This is a genomic window from Paraburkholderia sp. GAS32 (assembly GCF_050434225.1).
Classification (GTDB): domain Bacteria; phylum Pseudomonadota; class Gammaproteobacteria; order Burkholderiales; family Burkholderiaceae; genus Paraburkholderia; species Paraburkholderia madseniana.
In genome coordinates this window covers 1-18,539 of sequence record NZ_JBNPVS010000019.1, presented here as the reverse complement: position 1 = coordinate 18,539, position 18,539 = coordinate 1, and the positions used below count along the sequence as shown (strand labels likewise).

Annotated in this window: 16 protein-coding genes; 8 read left to right on the top strand and 8 right to left on the bottom strand. The window is 63.1% G+C overall.

Translation table 11 applies throughout. The features are described 5' to 3' along the window. Nucleotides 1–160 precede the first annotated feature (160 nt). Complete coding sequence (gene murJ / locus P3T25_RS22520) at nucleotides 161–1,711, top strand: murein biosynthesis integral membrane protein MurJ (RefSeq protein ID WP_154558608.1); 1,551 nt, start codon at nucleotides 161–163, stop codon at nucleotides 1,709–1,711. 5 nt (nucleotides 1,712–1,716) lie between these two features. Beyond that, complete coding sequence (locus P3T25_RS22515; RefSeq protein WP_154558607.1) at nucleotides 1,717–2,559, top strand: SirB1 family protein; 843 nt, start codon at nucleotides 1,717–1,719, stop codon at nucleotides 2,557–2,559. A gap of 122 nt (nucleotides 2,560–2,681) precedes the next feature. On the opposite strand, the gene P3T25_RS22510 is transcribed toward P3T25_RS22515, so the two are convergent. The 5 genes from P3T25_RS22510 to lpxK form a co-directional block, all read right to left on the bottom strand. Next, complete coding sequence (locus tag P3T25_RS22510; protein ID WP_115780869.1) at nucleotides 2,682–3,440, bottom strand: 3-hydroxyacyl-CoA dehydrogenase; 759 nt, start codon at nucleotides 3,438–3,440, stop codon at nucleotides 2,682–2,684. A 285-nt stretch (nucleotides 3,441–3,725) separates the two neighbouring features. Further along, on the bottom strand, nucleotides 3,726–4,391 hold the full coding sequence (gene adk, locus P3T25_RS22505) for an adenylate kinase (RefSeq protein WP_054034304.1): 666 nt from the start codon (nucleotides 4,389–4,391) through the stop codon (nucleotides 3,726–3,728). 214 nt (nucleotides 4,392–4,605) lie between these two features. Then, nucleotides 4,606–5,406: a 3-deoxy-manno-octulosonate cytidylyltransferase gene (kdsB, locus tag P3T25_RS22500; RefSeq protein ID WP_266261729.1), complete on the bottom strand. Its 801-nt coding sequence runs from the start codon at nucleotides 5,404–5,406 to the stop codon at nucleotides 4,606–4,608. 169 nt (nucleotides 5,407–5,575) lie between these two features. After that, entirely contained in the window at nucleotides 5,576–5,779 is a 204-nt protein-coding gene (locus P3T25_RS22495) for a Trm112 family protein (protein WP_006050060.1), read from the bottom strand. Further along, nucleotides 5,760–6,776: a tetraacyldisaccharide 4'-kinase gene (gene lpxK, locus P3T25_RS22490; RefSeq protein WP_429358977.1), complete on the bottom strand. Its 1,017-nt coding sequence runs from the start codon at nucleotides 6,774–6,776 to the stop codon at nucleotides 5,760–5,762. Before lpxK ends, P3T25_RS22495 begins: the two co-directional genes overlap by 20 nt. Before the next feature lie 565 nt (nucleotides 6,777–7,341). Between lpxK and xseA the strand changes: the two genes are divergently transcribed. The 4 genes from xseA to P3T25_RS22470 all read left to right on the top strand — a co-directional run bounded on the left by xseA (nucleotide 7,342) and on the right by P3T25_RS22470 (nucleotide 12,691). Beyond that, complete coding sequence (xseA, locus tag P3T25_RS22485) at nucleotides 7,342–8,721, top strand: exodeoxyribonuclease VII large subunit (RefSeq protein ID WP_154558602.1); 1,380 nt, start codon at nucleotides 7,342–7,344, stop codon at nucleotides 8,719–8,721. Nucleotides 8,722–8,940: 219 nt separating this feature from the next. Continuing rightward, complete coding sequence (locus P3T25_RS22480) at nucleotides 8,941–9,519, top strand: superoxide dismutase (protein ID WP_429358976.1); 579 nt, start codon at nucleotides 8,941–8,943, stop codon at nucleotides 9,517–9,519. 568 nt (nucleotides 9,520–10,087) lie between these two features. After that, nucleotides 10,088–10,666, top strand: coding sequence for a glycine zipper family protein (locus tag P3T25_RS22475; protein WP_171926098.1), 579 nt, complete (start codon nucleotides 10,088–10,090; stop codon nucleotides 10,664–10,666). Between the two features lie 291 nt (nucleotides 10,667–10,957). Next, on the top strand, nucleotides 10,958–12,691 hold the full coding sequence (locus P3T25_RS22470; RefSeq protein ID WP_429358975.1) for a PQQ-binding-like beta-propeller repeat protein: 1,734 nt from the start codon (nucleotides 10,958–10,960) through the stop codon (nucleotides 12,689–12,691). A gap of 139 nt (nucleotides 12,692–12,830) precedes the next feature. Here the strand turns inward: P3T25_RS22470 and P3T25_RS22465 are convergent, their stop codons facing one another. Both P3T25_RS22465 and clpP read right to left on the bottom strand, forming a co-directional pair. Then, nucleotides 12,831–14,261, bottom strand: coding sequence for an NYN domain-containing protein (locus P3T25_RS22465; RefSeq protein WP_429358974.1), 1,431 nt, complete (start codon nucleotides 14,259–14,261; stop codon nucleotides 12,831–12,833). Between the two features lie 157 nt (nucleotides 14,262–14,418). Then, a complete protein-coding gene (clpP, locus tag P3T25_RS22460; protein WP_154558598.1) occupies nucleotides 14,419–15,075 on the bottom strand; it encodes an ATP-dependent Clp endopeptidase proteolytic subunit ClpP in 657 nt (218 codons plus the stop codon). 201 nt (nucleotides 15,076–15,276) lie between these two features. Here clpP and P3T25_RS22455 point away from each other — a divergent pair, with 201 nt between their 5' ends. Next, on the top strand, nucleotides 15,277–16,251 hold the full coding sequence (locus P3T25_RS22455) for a sigma-70 family RNA polymerase sigma factor (protein WP_429358973.1): 975 nt from the start codon (nucleotides 15,277–15,279) through the stop codon (nucleotides 16,249–16,251). On the opposite strand, the gene P3T25_RS22450 is transcribed toward P3T25_RS22455, so the two are convergent. Continuing rightward, complete coding sequence (locus P3T25_RS22450; protein ID WP_429359045.1) at nucleotides 16,207–17,481, bottom strand: EAL domain-containing protein; 1,275 nt, start codon at nucleotides 17,479–17,481, stop codon at nucleotides 16,207–16,209. The genes P3T25_RS22455 and P3T25_RS22450 overlap by 45 nt on opposite strands. A gap of 497 nt (nucleotides 17,482–17,978) precedes the next feature. Between P3T25_RS22450 and P3T25_RS22445 the strand changes: the two genes are divergently transcribed. Then, a partial coding sequence (locus P3T25_RS22445) for an IS110 family transposase (protein ID WP_429358972.1) occupies nucleotides 17,979–18,539 on the top strand: 561 nt, incomplete at its 3' end.

Genomic DNA, 18,539 nt, shown 5'->3' with positions numbered 1-18,539 from the left:
TGGGCAAGCGGGCGGCGAGGGTGTGGCTCGAGGAGCCCGCGGCAAGCAACAAAAAAACAACCCGATCCGCTCATTCGACCGAACGTCTGCGGCGCAAATCGGTCCGATTCGCGTTCCGGCTCGTCGTCCGCACCTGCGGCACCCGTATAATAAGCGCCCCATGAATCTATTCCGAGCCCTGCTGACGGTCAGCGGCTTCACGCTGCTGTCGCGCGTGACCGGACTGGCCCGCGAAACGCTGATCGCCCGCGCGTTCGGCGCCAGTCAATATACTGACGCGTTTTACGTCGCCTTCCGTATTCCGAACCTGCTGCGCCGCATTTCCGCCGAGGGTGCGTTCTCGCAAGCCTTCGTGCCGATTCTGGCCGAATTCAAGAACCAGCAAGGACACGACGCCACCAAGGCGCTCGTCGACGCAACCTCGACGGTACTTGCCTGGGCGCTCGCGATTCTCTCGCTGATCGGCGTGGTGGGGGCGTCGGGCGTGGTGTTCATCGTCGCGTCAGGGCTCGCGCATGAAGGCCAGGCGTATGCGCTCGCGGTCACGATGACGCGCATCATGTTCCCGTACATCATTTTCATCTCGCTGACGTCGCTGGCGTCGGGCGTGCTGAATACGTACAAGAACTTTTCGCTGCCCGCGTTCGCGCCGGTCCTGCTGAACGTCGCCTTCATCGTCGCGGCGGTGTTTGTCGCGCCGCGCCTGCAAACGCCGGTTTACGCGCTCGCGTGGGCGGTGATCGCCGGCGGCGTGCTGCAATTCATCGTGCAACTGCCGGGTCTGAAGAAGATCGACATGCTGCCGCGCATTGGCCTGAATCCGCTGAAGGCGCTCGCGCACCGCGGTGTGAAGCGGGTGCTATCCAAGATGGTGCCGGCGATGTTCGCCGTGTCGGTCGCGCAGATCAGCCTGATCATCAACACCAATATTGCGTCGCGCATCGGCCCGGGCGCCGTCTCCTGGATCAATTACGCCGACCGGCTGATGGAGTTTCCGACCGCGCTGCTCGGTGTCGCGCTCGGCACGATCCTGCTGCCGAGCCTCTCGAAGGCGCACGTGGACGCCGATCCGCATGAGTATTCGTCGCTGCTCGACTGGGGGCTGCGCGTTACCTTCCTGCTGGCCGCGCCAAGCGCCGTCGCGCTGTTCTTCTTCGCTCAGCCGCTCACCGCGACGCTGTTTCACTACGGTAAGTTCGACGGCAACTCGGTGGTCATGGTTGGCCGTGCGCTGTCGGCCTACGGCATCGGCCTGATCGGCCTGATTCTCATCAAGATCCTTGCGCCCGGTTTTTACGCGAAACAGGACATCAAAACGCCGGTGAAGATCGGCATCGGCGTGCTGATCGTCACGCAGATGAGCAACTATCTGTTCGTGCCGATCTTCGCGCATGCGGGTCTCACGCTGAGCGTCGGGCTCGGCGCGTGCGTCAATGCGCTGTTCCTGTTCCTCGGCTTGCGCAAGCGCGGCATCTACATGCCGTCGAACGGCTGGTTGAAGTTCTTCGTGCAGTTGTTCGGCGCCTGTCTGGTGCTGGCGGGCACGATGCATTGGCTCGCGATCAGCTTCGACTGGATCGGCATGCATAACCGGCCGGTCGACCGCATCGTGTTGCTGGGGGCGTGCCTGGTTCTGTTCGCCGCGCTATATTTCGGTATGCTTTGGCTGATGGGCTTCAAGTACGCGTATTTCAAAAGGCGAGTGAAGTGATCACGATGACGCGAGTTCTCGACTATTTCAGTACGCTGGTTGCCGAAGATGACAGCCTGCCGCTGACCGAGGCGGCGCTCTCGCTCGCGCAGGACGCTTATCCCGATCTCGATTTGCAAGGCACGCTGGCTGAGATCGACGAGCTGGTTTTGCGTTTGCAGCGCCGCATGCCGGACGACGCCGACATCAGGCAGAAGGTCGGCATTCTCAACCGTTTTTTCTTCCGCGAGCTGGGTTTCGCCAGCAACCTCAACGATTATTACGATCCCGACAACAGCCATCTGAATGTGGTGCTCAAGCGGCGCCGCGGCATTCCGATTTCGCTGGCGGTGCTGTATCTGGAGATGGCCGAGCAGATCGGCATTCCGGCGCGCGGCGTGTCGTTTCCGGGTCACTTCCTGTTGCGCGTCACGACGCCGGACGGCGACGTGATGCTCGATCCGACCAGCGGACATTCGCTGTCCGAATCGCAGATGGTGGACATGCTGGAGCCGTATGTGGCGTCGGCGGGTGAGTCGGTGAGCAGAGCGCTGCGCATCTTGCTGCAACCGGCCACGCGCCGCGAGATTATCGCTCGCATGCTGCGCAATCTGAAGTCCACTTATCTTCAGACGGAGCGCTGGCAGCGTCTGCTGGCGGTGCAGCAGCGTCTGGTGATCCTGCTGCCGGACAGTATCGAGGAGGTGCGCGATCGCGGTTTCGCCTACGCGCGGCTCGATTATCTGCGCCCAGCGCTCGAAGACCTCGAACGATATCTCGGCGACCGGCCGGATGCGGAGGACGCGACGGTGGTGGAGTCGCAGTTGCACGAACTGCGTCAACGCACCCAGTACGACGACCGCGACTAAGAGCCGCTTTCCGGCCGACCGGTCAAAACAAAATAAAACGCCTGCACGTGACGCATGTGACTCATGCGGTGCAGGCGTTTTTCATAGGCGCGGCCGCATAAAGCGGCGCGCTGGGTACATCATTACTTCGGCTGCATCCGGATCGCGCCGTCCAGACGAATCACTTCGCCGTTGAGCATCGGATTGTCGAAGATCTGCTTGGCCAGCATCGCATACTCGGCCGGTTTGCCGAGACGCGGCGGGAACGGCACCATCGCGCCGAGCGCATCCTGCACTTCCTGCGGCATGCCGAGCAGCATCGGCGTTTCGAAGATGCCCGGGGCAATCGTCATCACGCGGATCGCGTTGCGCGACAGGTCGCGTGCGATCGGCAGCGTCATGCCAACCACGCCGCTTTTGGACGCAGCATACGCGGCCTGGCCGATCTGGCCGTCAAACGCGGCCACCGATGCCGTGTTGATGATCACGCCACGTTCGCCATTCGCATTCGGTTCGTTCTTCGACATGGCCGCGGCGGCGAGCCGGATCATGTTAAAGGTGCCGATCAGATTGATGGAGATGGTGCGAGCGAACGACTCGAGAGGATGCGGGCCGTCTTTGCCGACCGTCTTGATGGCGGGCGCAACGCCCGCGCAATTGACGAGGCCGCGCAGCGTGCCGAGCTTCGTGGCGGCTTCGACCGCTTGCGTGGCGTCGTCTTCGCGGCTCACGTCGCACTTGACGAACACGCCGCCAAGTTCCTTCGCGAGCGCCTCACCGGCATCCTGATTCAGATCGGCCAGCACCACCTTGCCGCCGTTCTCGACGAAAAGGCGCGCCGTGGCCGCGCCGAGGCCCGATGCACCACCGGTGATCAGGAATACGTTGTCACGAATCTCCATGTCTTCTCCTTTGCTTCAGTTCAGTAATGTCTCGATCGAATATCTTTTCGATGATCGATTGTAACGGCTATGCTGCAATGCGGAAAGCAGAGCGGCGGGGGTGCCGGCCGGGTAGGGGCTCTGTCGAAGACCGATAGTGCCGCTGAACTGCTACGGATGGCTAATCAATGCGAGGCATGGCGGACGACGGAGACCTAAGAGGCGTGAACACCGCGCCACACCGCGTGCAATAAAAAAACCCGCCGGAATGGGCGGGTTTTTCGACCGACAACCGCAGTTGTGCGATTACTTCAACGCATCGAACGCGCGGTTGCGAATTTCGTCGACCGAGCCGAGGCCCGAAATGCGGCGATATTGCGGTGCCGTCAGCGAGGTCGCCGGGTCGCCGTTTTGCGCCCAGTTGTTGTAGTACTCGATCAGCGGCTTGGTTTGCGCAACGTACACGTCGAGGCGCTTCTTGACCGTTTCTTCCTTGTCGTCGTCGCGCTGGATCAGCGGTTCGCCCGTCACGTCGTCCACCCCTTCAACCTTCGGCGGGTTGAACTTGACGTGGTACGTACGGCCCGACGCGGCGTGCGAGCGGCGGCCGCTCATACGCACGATGATCTCTTCGAACGGCACGTCGATTTCCAGCACGTAGTCGATCGCGACGCCTGCCTGCTTCATGGCTTCAGCTTGCGGAATGGTGCGCGGAAAACCGTCGAACAGATAACCGTTCGCGCAATCCGGCTGCTGCAGGCGTTCCTTCACCAGATTGATGATCAACTCGTCCGTGACCAGTTCGCCGGCATCCATGAAACGCTTGGCTTCAAGGCCGAGCGGCGTGCCTGCCTTGACGGCGGCGCGCAGCATGTCACCGGTGGAAATTTGCGGAATGCCGAATTTTTCCTTGATGAAGTTTGCCTGAGTGCCCTTGCCCGCGCCGGGCGCACCCAAAAGGATCAAACGCATGTGATATCTCCAGATCTATGTGAATTCTTTGGTGACGCGGCAGCCATCCCGCGATTCGTCGAGGGACCCGCATCGGCTGCCGTTTCGCGTCTCGCGCAGCACGTCGAACACGACGGCGCTGCAAGACCACAACGGTGCGACCGGGGCAAACCCTGACTCTCGCGTTTAACGGGAGGCGCGCACAACCGTCCGATTATGCCATGGGTTTTTCCGCTCAAGCCCCGAATAAAGCCTGTACGCGCGCGAGATCGGCGGGCGTGTCGACGCCGGGCAGCGGCGCATTCTGCGTGACGAGCACCGCGATTCGCTCACCATGCCACATCGCGCGCAGTTGTTCGAGCGCTTCGACCTGCTCGATCGGCGAGATCGCGAGCCCCGGATACGAGCGCAGGAATCCGGCGCGATACGCGTATAGGCCGATATGCCGGTGGACGACTGCGGGCGCCGGCGGTGTGGGCATCGACGCCACGTCGGGCCAATGCGGCTGATATGCGTCGCGTGCCCACGGAATCGGCGCGCGCGAGAAATACAGCGCGACGTCGCGCGCGTCGAGCACGACCTTGACGACGTTCGGATTGAAAATTTCCGCTGGGTCGGTGATCGGATGTGCAGCGGTGGCGATCGCGCAACCATGGCTCGAAGCCAGGTGCGACGCCACGCCGCACACGAGCGCCGGGTCGATTAGCGGCTCGTCGCCCTGAACGTTTACCACGATCGTCTCGTCGCTCCAACCGAACTGCGCCGCTACTTCCGCGAGACGGTCGGTACCCGACGGATGATCGGCGCGCGTCAGCACGGCTTCGAAACCGTGCTCGCGGGCCACATCCAGCACCGCTTGCGCGTCGGAGGCGATCAGCACCTGCTGCGCGCCGGATTCGCGCGCGCGTTCGGCGACCCGCACCACCATCGGCTTGCCGCCGATGTCGGCGAGCGGCTTGTTGGGCAGACGCGTCGAGGCGAGCCGGGCCGGCACGACGGCGATGAACGGGGGAGTGGTGGCGTTAGCGTTGGTCATCGGAAGGACGAGCGGCGATGAAACCGGAAGAATGCGCTCGCAAGTGCAGTGCGGGCGCTGATGGGAAAGACGGCAAACAAGACGGCAAATGCGGCAATTGCTGATCAGACACGCACGGCGCGCTGGATGGTCTCGCGCCGCACCCGCCCCGCGTCGGGCAAAAGCTGACTCAGGCCACAGAACCCGGATTCAGATCGACCGGCGTGCCTTCCACGGTCTGCCGTGCTTCGTCGACCAGCATCACGGGAATGCCGTCGCGGATCGGATAGGCAAGTTTGTCCGCGTTGCAGATCAGTTCCTGCGCAGAACGGTCGTAGCTGAGCGGGCCCTTGCAGATCGGGCAGACGAGAATTTCAAGCAGGCGAGCGTCCACGGACTTTCTCCACAACTAATGCAATGAGGCGATGATCGAGCGCGGCTTCGACAGGGACAACCCAGATGCGCGCGTCGTGCCAGGACCCTAATTTTACCGCATCCTTTTCAGTTATCAGGATGGCGTCCGCGTCGACGTCCGCAAAAGGATTGCGTTCGAACGCGTAGTGATCCGGCAAGGCGCGGGTGGCGGGCGAGAGGCCAGCCGCGCGCAGCGTCGCGAAAAAACGCTCCGGCGCTCCGATGCCGGCCGCGGCCAGCACGCGCTCGCCGCTGAATTGCGCGAGTGGGCGGCGCAGACCGGGGTTGTCGAGATGCCAGGCGTCGGCGGGCGCGAGTTGCAGCGCGAACGTATTCGGCCATGCGGGCAGCGTGCGGGCGTACGGGTCGTTGATCAGCGTCGCATCGCGGCGGCGCGACAGCGGCTCGCGCAACGGACCGGCCGGCAGCAGAAAACCATTGCCGCCGAGCCGGTGATCGAAGACCACCAGTTCGGCGTCGCGCTCGAGACGGTAGTGCTGCAAGCCGTCGTCGCTGACGATCACGTCGACTTCGCGATGCGCGGTGCACAGCGCCTGCGCGGCCGCGACGCGATCCGGGCAGACCCACACTGGCGCGCCGGTGCGGCGCGCAATCAGCAGCGGTTCGTCGCCGCCAACGCTTGCCGCCGACGTCGCGAGAACCGGCGTCGGTCCTTTGACGCGCACGCCATAGCCACGCGACACCACGCCGGGCTTAAAGCCGGCGGCGCGCAAGGCTTCGACCAGGGCGATGACGGTCGGCGTCTTGCCGGTGCCGCCAACTGTCACGTTGCCGACCACCACCACCGGCACGCCAATGCGCACGGATTTTAGCCAGCCGAACGAGAAAGCGGCGCGGCGCGCGGCGGCAAACGCGCCAAACACGCACGCGAAGGGCGTCAGCGCCCAGGCAAGCGGTCCACGCTGCTGCCACTCGCGCGCGATGCGTGCTTCGAGACGGTCGCTCAGTCCGCTCATCGGCAAGCCACAGGGACGGGCGAAAGGGGCCGGGACGGCGGCATGGAAGCGCCAGGCGCAATACGCGGTGCAAGCATCAACGCGGTTCTCCGGACAGTCGAAAAGTGAAGCGAAAAGGTCAGGCAGCGGCTGCATCCGCTGCGCTCGCGCAGTGTGCAGTCAATGGGCCGTCATGGCGAGCGTGGTGGACGTTCAACATACCGTCGAACCCGCCACTCTAGCGCGCGCAAGTCCCGCCCGGCAAGTCGCGCGCCTTGCGCCGCACGGCAAGTCACGGCTCCGAACGATGCTCACAGCCTGTGGATAACTTTGTGGAGAACCTGCCCATCAACGGTCTGAGAGGGCCGCGCCGAGCGCTCCGTATCGGCAATCGTTCTCTTTAACGAGATGCAAAATCCATATAAATCAAAGACATGCTTCCAATTCACGCGACCTGGCGGGCGATCTGGCGGCATTCGTCTAACGGCTCCCGACATGTGGACACTTTTAACAATTCGTCTGCTGTGCTGGACGCCGATGGCCACTCGGTCTATCGTCTGTCCGGCCAGTCACCGATATTCCTCGCATGAATCCCGAAAGCCCTTTTTCCTCGTCGGCTACGCCCGGCGGTGAAGTTGTCGTCCCCGTTTCCGCGCTCAACCGTGCCATTGGCACGATGCTCGAACGCTCGTTTCCGCTCGTCTGGGTGTCCGGGGAAGTGTCGAACTTCACGCGTGCCGCGAGCGGCCATTGGTATTTCTCGATCAAGGACGCGCAGGCACAGATGCGCTGCGTGATGTTCCGCGGTCGCGCGCAATACGCCGAGTTCACGCCGCGCGAAGGCGATCGCATCGAAGTGCGCGCGCTGGTGACGATGTACGAGCCGCGCGGCGAGCTGCAACTGAATGTGGAAGCGGTGCGCCGCACGGGGCAGGGGCGTCTTTACGAAGCCTTTCTCAGGCTGAAGGCGCAGCTCGAAGCCGAGGGTCTCTTTGCCGCCGAACGCAAACGCGCTTTGCCGGCCCATCCGCGGGCGATCGGTATCGTGACGTCGTTGCAGGCCGCTGCATTGCGTGACGTCCTGACCACCTTGTCGCGCCGCGCCCCACATATTCCGGTGATCGTCTACCCGGCACCGGTGCAGGGCGTGGGCGCCAGCGCCAAAGTAGCGGCCATGGTCGATGCTGCCAGCGCGCGGCGCGAAGTCGACGTGCTGATCGTGTGCCGCGGCGGCGGCTCGATTGAAGACTTGTGGGCGTTCAACGAGGAAGTGCTGGCGCGCGCGATCGCCGAAAGCGCGATACCGGTGGTGAGCGGCGTGGGTCACGAAACCGATTTCACGATCGCCGACTTCGCCGCCGACGTGCGCGCACCGACGCCCACCGGTGCCGCCGAACTCGTCAGCCCGCAGCGCGTGCTGTTGCTGCGCGAGCTCGATCATCGGCATGCGACGCTCGCTCGTGGCTTCGGCCGCATGATGGAGCGGCGCGCCCAACAACTCGACTGGCTCGCACGCCGGCTCGTGTCGCCCGCCGAGCGGCTCGCGCGGCAGCGCACGCATTTGCAGCAATTGAGCGTGCGGCTGGCATCGGCGGGCGCGCGTCCCGTGCGTGACGCCCGAGCGCGGTTTTCTCTGCTGCAGATGCGCTGGCAGCGCTGGCGGCCGGATCTCGCCGCGCATCAGGCAAAGCTCGGCATGCTCTCACAGCGTCTGGACGCAGCATTGTTACGCCAGCATGAACGTCAGTCCGCGCGTATCGACACGCTCGCTGCCCGGCTCGAAGTACTGAGCCCGCAGCGCACGCTGGAGCGCGGCTATGCTGCCGTGCTCGACGCACAGAGCGGCCGCGCGGTGCGCTCGCCGTCGTCGCTGAAGCCGGGGCGGCGCCTCACGGTGCATCTCGCCGAAGGCGCGGCGGACATTGCCCTCGCCGACGTGCAACCGCGCTTGACCGACGGTTTCTGACACTTCGCCGACGGCACGCAAAAGCGCATTTTTGACCGTCGCCAAGGTCGGGCACGCCCCGTGCGAATGCACTAATTACGCTATGTGTGCGGCATGTTCGTCGATGCCGGGCATAAAGTCCGTTGGTTTGCGGGGTTATTCCAACTCGCCTACAATCGAGTGCTCTAAAGCGTTATCCGCAGACTCCCCCACAACAGATACAGACACAAGGAAAGCACCATGGAACATACGCTCCCGCCGCTGCCGTTTGCAAAAAACGCACTCGTTCCGAACATGTCGGAAGAGACGCTTGAGTATCACTACGGCAAGCACCACCAGACCTATGTGACCAACCTGAACAATCTGATCAAGGGCACGGAGTTCGAGAACCTGTCGCTCGAAGAGATCGTCAAGAAGGCATCGGGCGGCATCTTTAACAACGCTGCTCAGGTGTGGAACCACACGTTCTTCTGGAACAGCCTGTCGCCGCAAGGTGGCGGTGCACCGACCGGTGCATTGGCCGACGCGATCAACACCAAGTGGGGTTCGTTCGAGAAGTTCAAGGAAGAATTCGCCAAGACCGCAGTCGGCACGTTCGGCTCGGGCTGGGCATGGCTGGTGAAGAAGGCTGACGGTTCGCTCGACCTGGTGTCGACGAGCAACGCGGCTACGCCGCTGACCACGGACGCGAAGGCACTGCTGACGATCGACGTGTGGGAACACGCGTACTACATCGACTACCGCAATGCGCGTCCGAAGTTCGTTGAAGCGTACTGGAACATCGTCAACTGGGCATTCGCGTCGAAGAACTTCGCGTGAGTTTGCCGGTTGCAGCGTGACAAGATAGTTCGGATATCCAACGAAACTGGAGATCTGAGCGGATCGCTGCAATGAAGTCTGGAGACGGTAGTAAAACAGAAAGCCCTCCTTCGTGAGGGCTTTCTGCTTTTTAGTCGCAAATTTTGGCGACGCCGTGCGCCCTCAACAGAAGGCCGGCTCGTGCACGGCGGTCGACAGATGAAGTTTGCACGTTTCTACGCCGTCGCATTTGCGCGTCAAATATTTCGTCATTCATATCCATTGTTACTTAACGGTTACTGCATATTCCTTGCTGCCGGCAAGCTTCGTCAGCGTTGCGCATCAGACCTTGCGCGCGTTCGATCAAGGCTGTGTCGATGCGGCCCCAGTCGTATCGGAATCCGTGGACATCTGCCGATGCCGATGCCGATGCCGATGCCGATGACCGCGCCCTCCGCCGGTGGGCGAGACCGTGCCGCGCGGACGCGGGCGAGAATGTAAGCGAAAAAAAATCTGTAACGATCTCGTAACCAAGGACGATACAGATTGGCATAACGTTTGAATTCCAATGTCTTTGAAGCGCACGAACATGATCTCCAGCACCAAGTCGATAAGCCTCGCTCTACCGGCCGCCGTCGTTGCGCTCGCGCTCGGCGGTTGCGCGGTCTTGCCGCCGAGCGGCCCAAGCGTGGTCGCGCTGCCGCGCAGCGGCGAGCCGCTCGGGCAGTTCCAGCAGGACGACTACGCATGCCGCGACTACGCGAACCGCTCGACGGACCCGAACGCGGCTGCCCAGGCGGCGACCACGAACAGCGTGAACAGCGCCGCGCTGGGCACGCTTGGCGGCGCGGCGGTCGGCGCACTGATCGGTGCGGCGGCGGGCAATGCGGGCGCCGGCGCGGCGATCGGCGCGGGCAGCGGGTTGCTGATCGGCGGCGCGAACGGCGCGAATGGCGCGCAGTATTCCGCGGCGGGCCTGCAAGCGCGCTACGACGCCGCCTACGCGCAGTGCATGACCTCGAAAGGCAACACCATCTCGCAGCCGCCGCAACCGGCCTACTATGCGCCGCAGCCGGTCTATTACGCACCTCAGCCGTACTACTATGCGCCGCCGCCGAGGTATGTCGCGCCGCCTCCGGTGATGTACGCGCCTTACCCGTATTACTGAGGTCGATCGGAAACCTCGCTGCGCAGAAACAAATCGTTTGCACCAGTGAGCAGGCAAGCTTGTTGCTGTAAAGCTTTTGTCATGTCTGGCGGAAAGACACGAAACGATGGCGGCAAGCCGCCCGGCAAAGGGCGTAGGTTTGGATGGAGGGCTAGAGACGCCACCTGTCTGGCGGTTCCGCACAGCCCGCAAACTCCACTCCATCCCTGCCGGCATCCGCCGTTTCTGACTCCGCCGTTCGACGCAGCCCGACGTACGGAGTGAGCCGGACATCGTGCCAACGAGGCGACCATGCAGCGACCGCAAACCGGCACGTTCAATCCGAGTGTGTGGTCCCGCGTGTGTGAGTGGCTGGCGATTGCATTCGTTGCCGGCTGCTTCCTTTCTTGCGGCGGCGGCTCGGGTGGCTCTTCGGGTACGGGCTCGGCAGCCGGCAGCGGCACCACCGGTGGCGGCTCGACGACCGGCAGTGGTGGCACCGGCTCAACCGGTTCGGGTGGCACGTCGATGGGAACGGCGGCCTTCGCCACCGACGTGCTGATGCATCACAACGATCTCGCCCGCACGGGCCAGATGCTCGCCGAGACGACGCTGACGCTCGCGAACGTGAATTCAGCGAGCTTCGGCAAAGTCGCGTTTTTCGCCGCGGACGGCAAGGTCGATGCGCAGCCGCTGTTCGTCACGAGTCTGTCGATTGGCGGCACCGCTCACGACGTGGTCTACGTCGCCACCGAACACGATAGCGTGTACGCGTATGACGCCACCACCTTCGCGCAATTGTGGAAGGTCTCGTTGGTCGGCAGCGGCGAGACATCCAGCGACGACCGCGGTTGCCAGGACATCACGCCGGAAATCGGCATTACGTCGACGCCGGTGATCGACCGCAATCGCGGCGCGAATGGCGTGCTGTATGCCGTGGCGATGACCAAAGACGGCAGCGGTGCGTACCATCATCGGCTGCATGCGCTTGATCTGACCACTGGGGCAGAGGTGCTTGGCGGGCCGACGGAGATTGCGGCGAGCTTCCCCGGCAGCGGCGCGGGGAGCGTCAACGGCACCATCACCTTCAATCCGTCGCTGCACGCGGTGCGCGCGGCGCTCACGCTGGTCGGCGGCAACGTCTATATGGGCTGGACCGCGCACTGCATGTCGGGTGCTTACACCGGCTGGTTGATGGCCTATAGCGCCGACACGTTGCAGCGGACCAGCGTGTTCGACGTCGCACCGAACGGCAGCCAGGGATCGATCTGGATGGCCGGCTCAGGCATGGCGTCGGACGGCACCTCGATTTACGTCGTCGACGGCAACGGCACGTTCGGCACCACGCTGAATGCGCAGGGCTTTCCCGTCGACGGCGACTTCGGCAACTCGCTGATGAAGCTGTCCTTAGGAAACCTGCAGGTCACCGATTACTTCGCCATGGATAACGTCGTGGCCGAGGCAAATGCCGACAACGATTTCGGTTCGGGCGGCGTGATGCTGTTGCCGGATCAGACGACCGCGGGCGGCGTCGTCAAACACCTGGCGGTGGCGGCGGGCAAGGACAATCTGATCTATGTGGTCGATCGCGACTCGATGGGTAAGTTCAGTCCCACGGCGAACAATAACTGGCAGGTGCTGACCGGCACACTCGCGGGCGGCATCTGGGGGTCGCCAGCTTATTACAACGGTGTGGTCTATTACGGCGGCTGGAACGATAACCTGAAGGCGCTGCCGATCTCCGGTGCGTTTCTCGCGACCACCGCATCGTCAAAGAGTCCAACCACGTTTGCCTATCCCGGCGCGACACCGGCCGTGTCGGCCAATGGCTCGGGCAACGGCATCGTCTGGGTGGCGGAAAACGGCACGACGGGTGCCTTGCATGCGTACGACGCAGGCAACCTTGCGCATGAGTTGTACAACAGCAATCAGGCGGGCGCGCGCGATCAATGGGGCGCGGGCAACAAGTTCATCACGCCGATGATCGCGCGCGGCAAAGTGTTTGTGGGCGCGACGAATGGGGTGGCGGTGTTTGGTTTGCTGTAGGTGTTACGAACGGGAAATGGAAAAGCCCCTGTTCATTGCGAGCAGGGGCTTTTTGTTTGGAGCGGAGTTTGCGCGGCGGCACTCACATTGCTATGGGCGTACCGGAAGAAATCCGTGCACGTCACGCAAAGTGAGACGCTTATTCCACCTCACTCGTTGCCGCTGTCTTACGCGGACGGCGACTGCGTGGGGCGGTTTTGCGCGCTGCCTTCTTGGCGGCCACGGGCGCTTTTTCTTCGGCGACCGACGCCACCGGTGCTTCAGCAGGCGCCGCGATTTCCGGTACCTCGTCGATCCTTCGCGGTGTTGCCTTCTTCGTTTTCTTCGCGGCTGTCTTGCGCGGTGCGCGTTCCTTGCGGCGCTCAGGTTGGGTGCCGCTCGTTTCCTGTGCCTCTTCTTCGGCTACCGCGACCGGTTCAGCCGCAAAGGCCTCCGGTTCTATCCAGGTGGCTTCCGGCTGTTCGAAAACGGCTTCACTGGCCAATGGCGCGTGCGTGTGCGCCGTGTCAGTTTGAGCCTGTGCATGGCGGCTGTGCTCAACCGCCGCACGCTCTTCCTGCACTGCTTCCTGCTGGCCGCGACCGGGTTTGCGATTGCCGCGGCCTCGGCGCCGCGACTCGTGCTTGCCGCCCGACTCGGCGACCACGGTTTCGGCAACCTGTGCTTCAACAATCTGTTCTGCCGACTCACCCGCTTCGGCCGGCTCGTTCACGTTTTCGGCACCCGCATTTCCAGCCGCGCCCCGATAAACGTACGCGCCCGACTTCTCATCGCGGCCGAATTCGAGCAGCCCGCGCGCATGCGCTTCTTCCAGCAGATTGCCGAATGCGCGAAAGCCGTAGTACGTCTCGTTGAAATCCGGCTTGCGGCGCTTGATCGCGTTCTTCAGTACCGATGCCCAGATCTTCCCGCTGTCGCCACGTTCGGACGCGAGCGCGTCGAACGTCTGCACGGCGATCTCGACCGCTTTGGTGCGGCGTTTTTCGAGGTCTTCCTTGCTGCGTGATTTTTCTTCGTCGGGCGTACGTTTGGCGGTCTGCTGCGCGGTCTGTTGCGGGCGAGACGACTCGCGCTTGGCAACCGTGCGCTGACTCTCGCGCACGAGGTCGTCGTAAAAGAAGAACTCGTCGCAGTTCGCGATCAGCAGATCGGAGGTGGATTGCTGCACGCCGACTCCGATCACCTGCTTGTTGTTCTCGCGCAGCTTCGACACCAGCGGTGAAAAGTCCGAGTCGCCACTGATGATGACGAAGGTATTGACGTGCGATTTCGTGTAGCAGAGGTCGAGCGCGTCGACCACGAGCCGGATGTCGGCGGAATTCTTGCCCGATTGGCGCACGTGCGGAATCTCGATCAACTCGAAATTGGCCTCGTGCATCGCGCCTTTGAAACTCTTGTAGCGGTCCCAGTCGCAATACGCTTTCTTCACGACAATGCTGCCCTTGAGCAGCAGACGTTCGAGCACCAGCTTGATGTCGAACTTGTCGTACTTCGCGTCGCGCACGCCGAGCGCAACGTTTTCGAAGTCGCAGAATAGCGCCATGCTGACGGTTTCGTTGGATGACGCCATGAATATCTCCATTGAAGCGATCGTCGAATTCGACGAATCGCGACCATGATAGCGATTCCAGCGGAGGTGATCAGCTTTTGTGCTTCCGGCGCACCGATAGGGCCGGCAAAAAGCCGCCCGGGGGCGAGGACGTTTCTGGCGGTGCGGCCTTGCCGCGCTACATGTCACGGTGACGAGCCGGATCTCCTGGATTGCTTAGCGCCGCTCGTGTTTCGAGCACCTCGTCGACGAGACCGTACGCCTTCGCGCCTTGGGCAGACATGAAGTTGTCGCGGTCGGTATCGCGGACGATCTCTTCGATACTGCGCCCGGTGCGCTCGGCCATCATCGCGTTGAGACGTTCGCGTTGGTAGAGCACCTCTTTCGCCTGGATTTCGACGTCGGCAGCGGTGCCCTGGCTGCCGCCCGACGGCTGGTGAATCATGATGCGCGCGTTCGGCAGCGCGTACCGTTTGCCGCGCTGGCCGGCGGTCAGCAAAAACGTGCCCATGCTGGCGGCAAAGCCGGTGCACAAGGTCGACACCTCCGGCTTGATGAACTGCATCGTGTCGTAGATGGCGAGGCCGTCATACACCGAGCCGCCCGGCGAATTGATGTAAAAAGAAATATCCTTGTCGGGATTCTCTGATTCCAGAAACAGCAATTGAGCGACGATCAGACTGGCCGACTGTTCGTTCACCGGACCGACCAGAAAAACGATGCGCTCGCGCAGCAGGCGCGAATAGATGTCGTAGGCGCGCTCGCCGCGGCCGGACTGTTCGATCACGGTGGGCACGAGGCCGAGGCCGGTGACGGACGGATAGCTGGAATGCATGTTTGCCTCGTTTCAGGTGGCGCGTTGCCGGTAGCCGGGAGCGGTGGCCGATTCGAACAACCGCGCACCCTTTGCGCGGGTTGTTGTCCTTATGACGAGAAGAAGGGCAGCGACGTGACAGAAATATTTTTTCGTTGGGCTGTCACATCGGCGGGAGCCCGAGCGTCAAGGTAAAAAGGATGCAGATCTGGAGGTCAACGCATGACGGAACAAGGAATCGACAAGGCATCCAGCTTCGAGGCCGTGCGTGCCCGCCTGCTCGCGCTGGCGTACCGCATGCTCGGCAGCCGCGCCGAAGCGGAAGACGTGGTGCAGGACGTCTGGCTCAAGTGGCATCTCGCCGATACGCAAGAGGTGCAGACACCGGCCGCCTGGCTCACCACGATCACCACGCGCGCGGCTATCGACCGGCTGCGTCACGTGCAGCGCGAACGCGCATCACAGGCCGCCGGCTGGCTGCCGGAGCCCCGGCTCGACGAGGTGGCACCATCGGCGGAGGAACTGGCCTTGCGCGCGGCGGAGATGTCGTATGGCGTGATGCTTCTGCTCGAGCGTCTGAAGCCGGAGGAGCGGGCGGCCTTCGTGCTGCACGAAGCTTTCGATTGCGACTACGCGGAGATTGCGAAGATTCTCGACCGAACGCCGGCCAGTTGCCGGCAGATCGTCCATCGGGCCAAGGGGCGTTTGCAGCGTGCGGGCGCGCCGCTGGAGCGGCCGGATCCCGCCGCGCATGCGCGGATCGTGGAACGCTTGCGCACGGCGCTGGAGGCGCAGGATCGGGCGGGCTTGTTACGGCTCTTTAGCGATGCGCCGGAAGTCGTCAGCGACGCGCCGGTGTGCACGCAGGAACTGGCGCCAGTGGCCTGGATGGAGACGGTGACAGCGCTCGCGCATCAGGCGAGCCATGCCGAGGTGGTGTCGGTCGAAGGCGCAATGTGTATTGCGTTGCTGTTCGAAGGCGAGGTTGTCGGGGTAATCGACGTGTCCACGCAAAGTCTGGCAGACGGGTCGACGAAGATCGTCGCGTTGCGCGCCGTCACCAGCGCGGCGCGTTTGCAGGCAGCCAACCGCTTGCTGGGCCGCGCGGCCGTCATGAAGCTGCTCGCGCGGATCCAGCGGAACGCCCTTGCCTCAATTACGATGCGCGGCGACTTCCCAATTAATGTCGACGCATAGCACCTGAGTGCCGTGCGGCGTATGCGCGGCGATCGAGGCCGTCACGCACAGGTGCGCTTCGTTGATCGACAGGTAGGGCGGTGTGAGGTGCACCTGCCCGGGCACGCGCATGGCCTGAATGAAGTACGGCCGGCGTTCCCAGCTCGCGCCTTGCGAATGCAGCAACGGCCGGAAGCGCTTGGCGCGTTGCGAAGCGCGCCCCGGCGGTAGCACGTTGTCGCCGATCTGCCGGCCCGAGCCGTCGAGCACGAAACAGCGTGCCGTCTCGCCGAGCGTGAGCAGCGTCGCGGTCGCCTGGGTCACCGATTCCCCGGCCACGAGTTGGGCAGCCGCCGTTTCCAGCGCCGTGACATAGGGTGCGAGCCGTGCGGACTGTGCGCATTCGCGCGCGGCAACCCGTTCGCGTAGCGCCGCGGAGAGCGAGTCCATCAGGCCGGCCGCCGCTTGCGGTTTCACCGGCTCGACGCTCGGGCCCGCGAAGTACGCGCCCTGCACGAAGTCGACGTTGCATTCGAGTGCGATCAGCGCATCGCGCTCGGTGCTCAGGCCGCCCATCAGCACCAGTTGGCCGGATTCGTGCAGCAGCGAAACGAGGCCCGGCAGCACGCGTTCAATATGCGAGTGTTCGCTCGCTTGCGCGAGAATGCAGCGGTCGAGCGTGACGATGTCCGGACGCAGATTCCACACGCGGTCGATGTTCGAATGCTTGGCGCCAAAGCCGTCCAGCGCGATCAGGAAGCCGGACTTGCGCAACGCGTCGATGATGTCGGCGAAGCGCGTGGTTTCACCGCCGGCCTGTTCGGATACTTCCAGCACCACCCGTTGCGGCGGCAGGCCCAGCGCCTTGAGGCCGGCGAGCAGTGCGTCGCCGTAACTGGTGTCCATCAGCGCCGCCGGGTGCAGGCTGAGGAAAAGCCATTCGTCGTGGCTGTCGAATGCGTTGAAGTTGCCCAGATGCAGTGATTCGGCGAGCCGCCCGAGTTCCAGCAGGTCGCCGCGCCGCGCCGCCTGTGTGAAAACCTCGTGCGACGGCACCTGCAGCGCATGTTCGTCGTGTGCGCGCAGCGAAGCGTGATAGCCGATCGCACGCCGGTGCGACACCGAAAAAACCGGCTGGAACACGCTGAAAACCGTGTAGCCGCCGTACAGAACGGTGCGCCGGGAGCCTTCGTCGCCGGCCATCGGGCGCGGCGGCTGGAAGCCGGGAGGATCGAGTTCGATCATGCTCATCATGTCAGTCGTGTGGAAGTGGCGGCGCGCTTCTCATGCTCGACACGAGTGGGCACGCGCAAAATGTGAGTTTACAGGATACGCGAGCAAGAACTATGCGCGTGCGGAAACACTCTGTGCGCGCCCGCTTACCGCTGTCAGTACGGCGATTGTGCGCAAGCGCGTGCGCGCAGGCGATGATTCGCACTTCGGTGGTGCGATCCGCGCCCCGTTGCGGGTCGGCGACGGGGCGCGGCGGGTAGGGGCAACGCCACCGCAACCTGGCGCAAAACTCAGGTCCGCTCCGAAGGATCGGTCTTTTTCGAGGGTGTACGGATGTCCGGCGACAGTTGCGCGAAGATCCACGACGAGCCGGCGGTGATGATGCCGACACACAGGAAATGAAATGAACGCGTCCCCCCCGGTGAATGTCAGCGATGGTGGATCCTCACAGGCCAACGGCATCGATGTGCCCACGTGGAAAATACGAAGTTTCCAGGCAAACCGGAGGATCCGTCGTGAAGCTTACGCCAGTTGGGATTGACATTGCAAAGTCGGTTTTTCAGGTCCACTACGTCGATCCGGAAACCGGAGAAATCGTGAACAAGCCGATCAAGCGAGCAAAGTTTCTCGAGTACTTCGCGAACCGGGCTCCGTGCCTGATCGGCATGGAGGCGTGCGGCGGATCGCACCACTGGGCCCGGCAACTGACGAACATGGGTCACGAGGTAAAGCTGATGCCGGCGAAGTTTGTGAAGGCGTTCAACATCCGCAACAAGAACGATGCGGCGGACGCCCGGGCAATCTGGATGGCCGTGCAGCAACCCGGTAAGCCCGTCGCGGTGAAGACCGAGATACAACAGGCGATGCTGGCGCTACACCGTATGCGACAGCAGCTGATCAAATTTCGCACGATGCAGATCAACAACCTGCGTGGACTGCTGATGGAATATGGAGAGATCATGAGCAAGGGCCGGAACAAGCTGAACAAGGAGATACCGATCGTGCTCGAACGGATCGCGGAGCGCCTGCCTGCCGTGCTGATCGATACGTTTCGCGAGCAGTGGAATGGACTGGCG

Excerpts from the sequence above, each read along its gene's own strand:
- murJ (WP_154558608.1), top strand. The coding sequence starts at position 161 with ATGAATCTATTCCGAGCCCTGCTGACGGTCAGCGGCTTCACGCTGCTG.
- P3T25_RS22515 (WP_154558607.1), top strand. The coding sequence starts at position 1,717 with ATGACGCGAGTTCTCGACTATTTCAGTACGCTGGTTGCCGAAGATGAC.
- P3T25_RS22510 (WP_115780869.1), bottom strand. The coding sequence starts at position 3,440 with ATGGAGATTCGTGACAACGTATTCCTGATCACCGGTGGTGCATCGGGC.
- adk (WP_054034304.1), bottom strand. The coding sequence starts at position 4,391 with ATGCGTTTGATCCTTTTGGGTGCGCCCGGCGCGGGCAAGGGCACTCAG.
- kdsB (WP_266261729.1), bottom strand. The coding sequence starts at position 5,406 with ATGACCAACGCTAACGCCACCACTCCCCCGTTCATCGCCGTCGTGCCG.
- lpxK (WP_429358977.1), bottom strand. The coding sequence starts at position 6,776 with ATGAGCGGACTGAGCGACCGTCTCGAAGCACGCATCGCGCGCGAGTGG.
- xseA (WP_154558602.1), top strand. The coding sequence starts at position 7,342 with ATGAATCCCGAAAGCCCTTTTTCCTCGTCGGCTACGCCCGGCGGTGAA.
- P3T25_RS22480 (WP_429358976.1), top strand. The coding sequence starts at position 8,941 with ATGGAACATACGCTCCCGCCGCTGCCGTTTGCAAAAAACGCACTCGTT.
- P3T25_RS22475 (WP_171926098.1), top strand. The coding sequence starts at position 10,088 with ATGATCTCCAGCACCAAGTCGATAAGCCTCGCTCTACCGGCCGCCGTC.
- P3T25_RS22470 (WP_429358975.1), top strand. The coding sequence starts at position 10,958 with ATGCAGCGACCGCAAACCGGCACGTTCAATCCGAGTGTGTGGTCCCGC.
- P3T25_RS22465 (WP_429358974.1), bottom strand. The coding sequence starts at position 14,261 with ATGGCGTCATCCAACGAAACCGTCAGCATGGCGCTATTCTGCGACTTC.
- clpP (WP_154558598.1), bottom strand. The coding sequence starts at position 15,075 with ATGCATTCCAGCTATCCGTCCGTCACCGGCCTCGGCCTCGTGCCCACC.
- P3T25_RS22455 (WP_429358973.1), top strand. The coding sequence starts at position 15,277 with ATGACGGAACAAGGAATCGACAAGGCATCCAGCTTCGAGGCCGTGCGT.
- P3T25_RS22450 (WP_429359045.1), bottom strand. The coding sequence starts at position 17,481 with ATGAGCATGATCGAACTCGATCCTCCCGGCTTCCAGCCGCCGCGCCCG.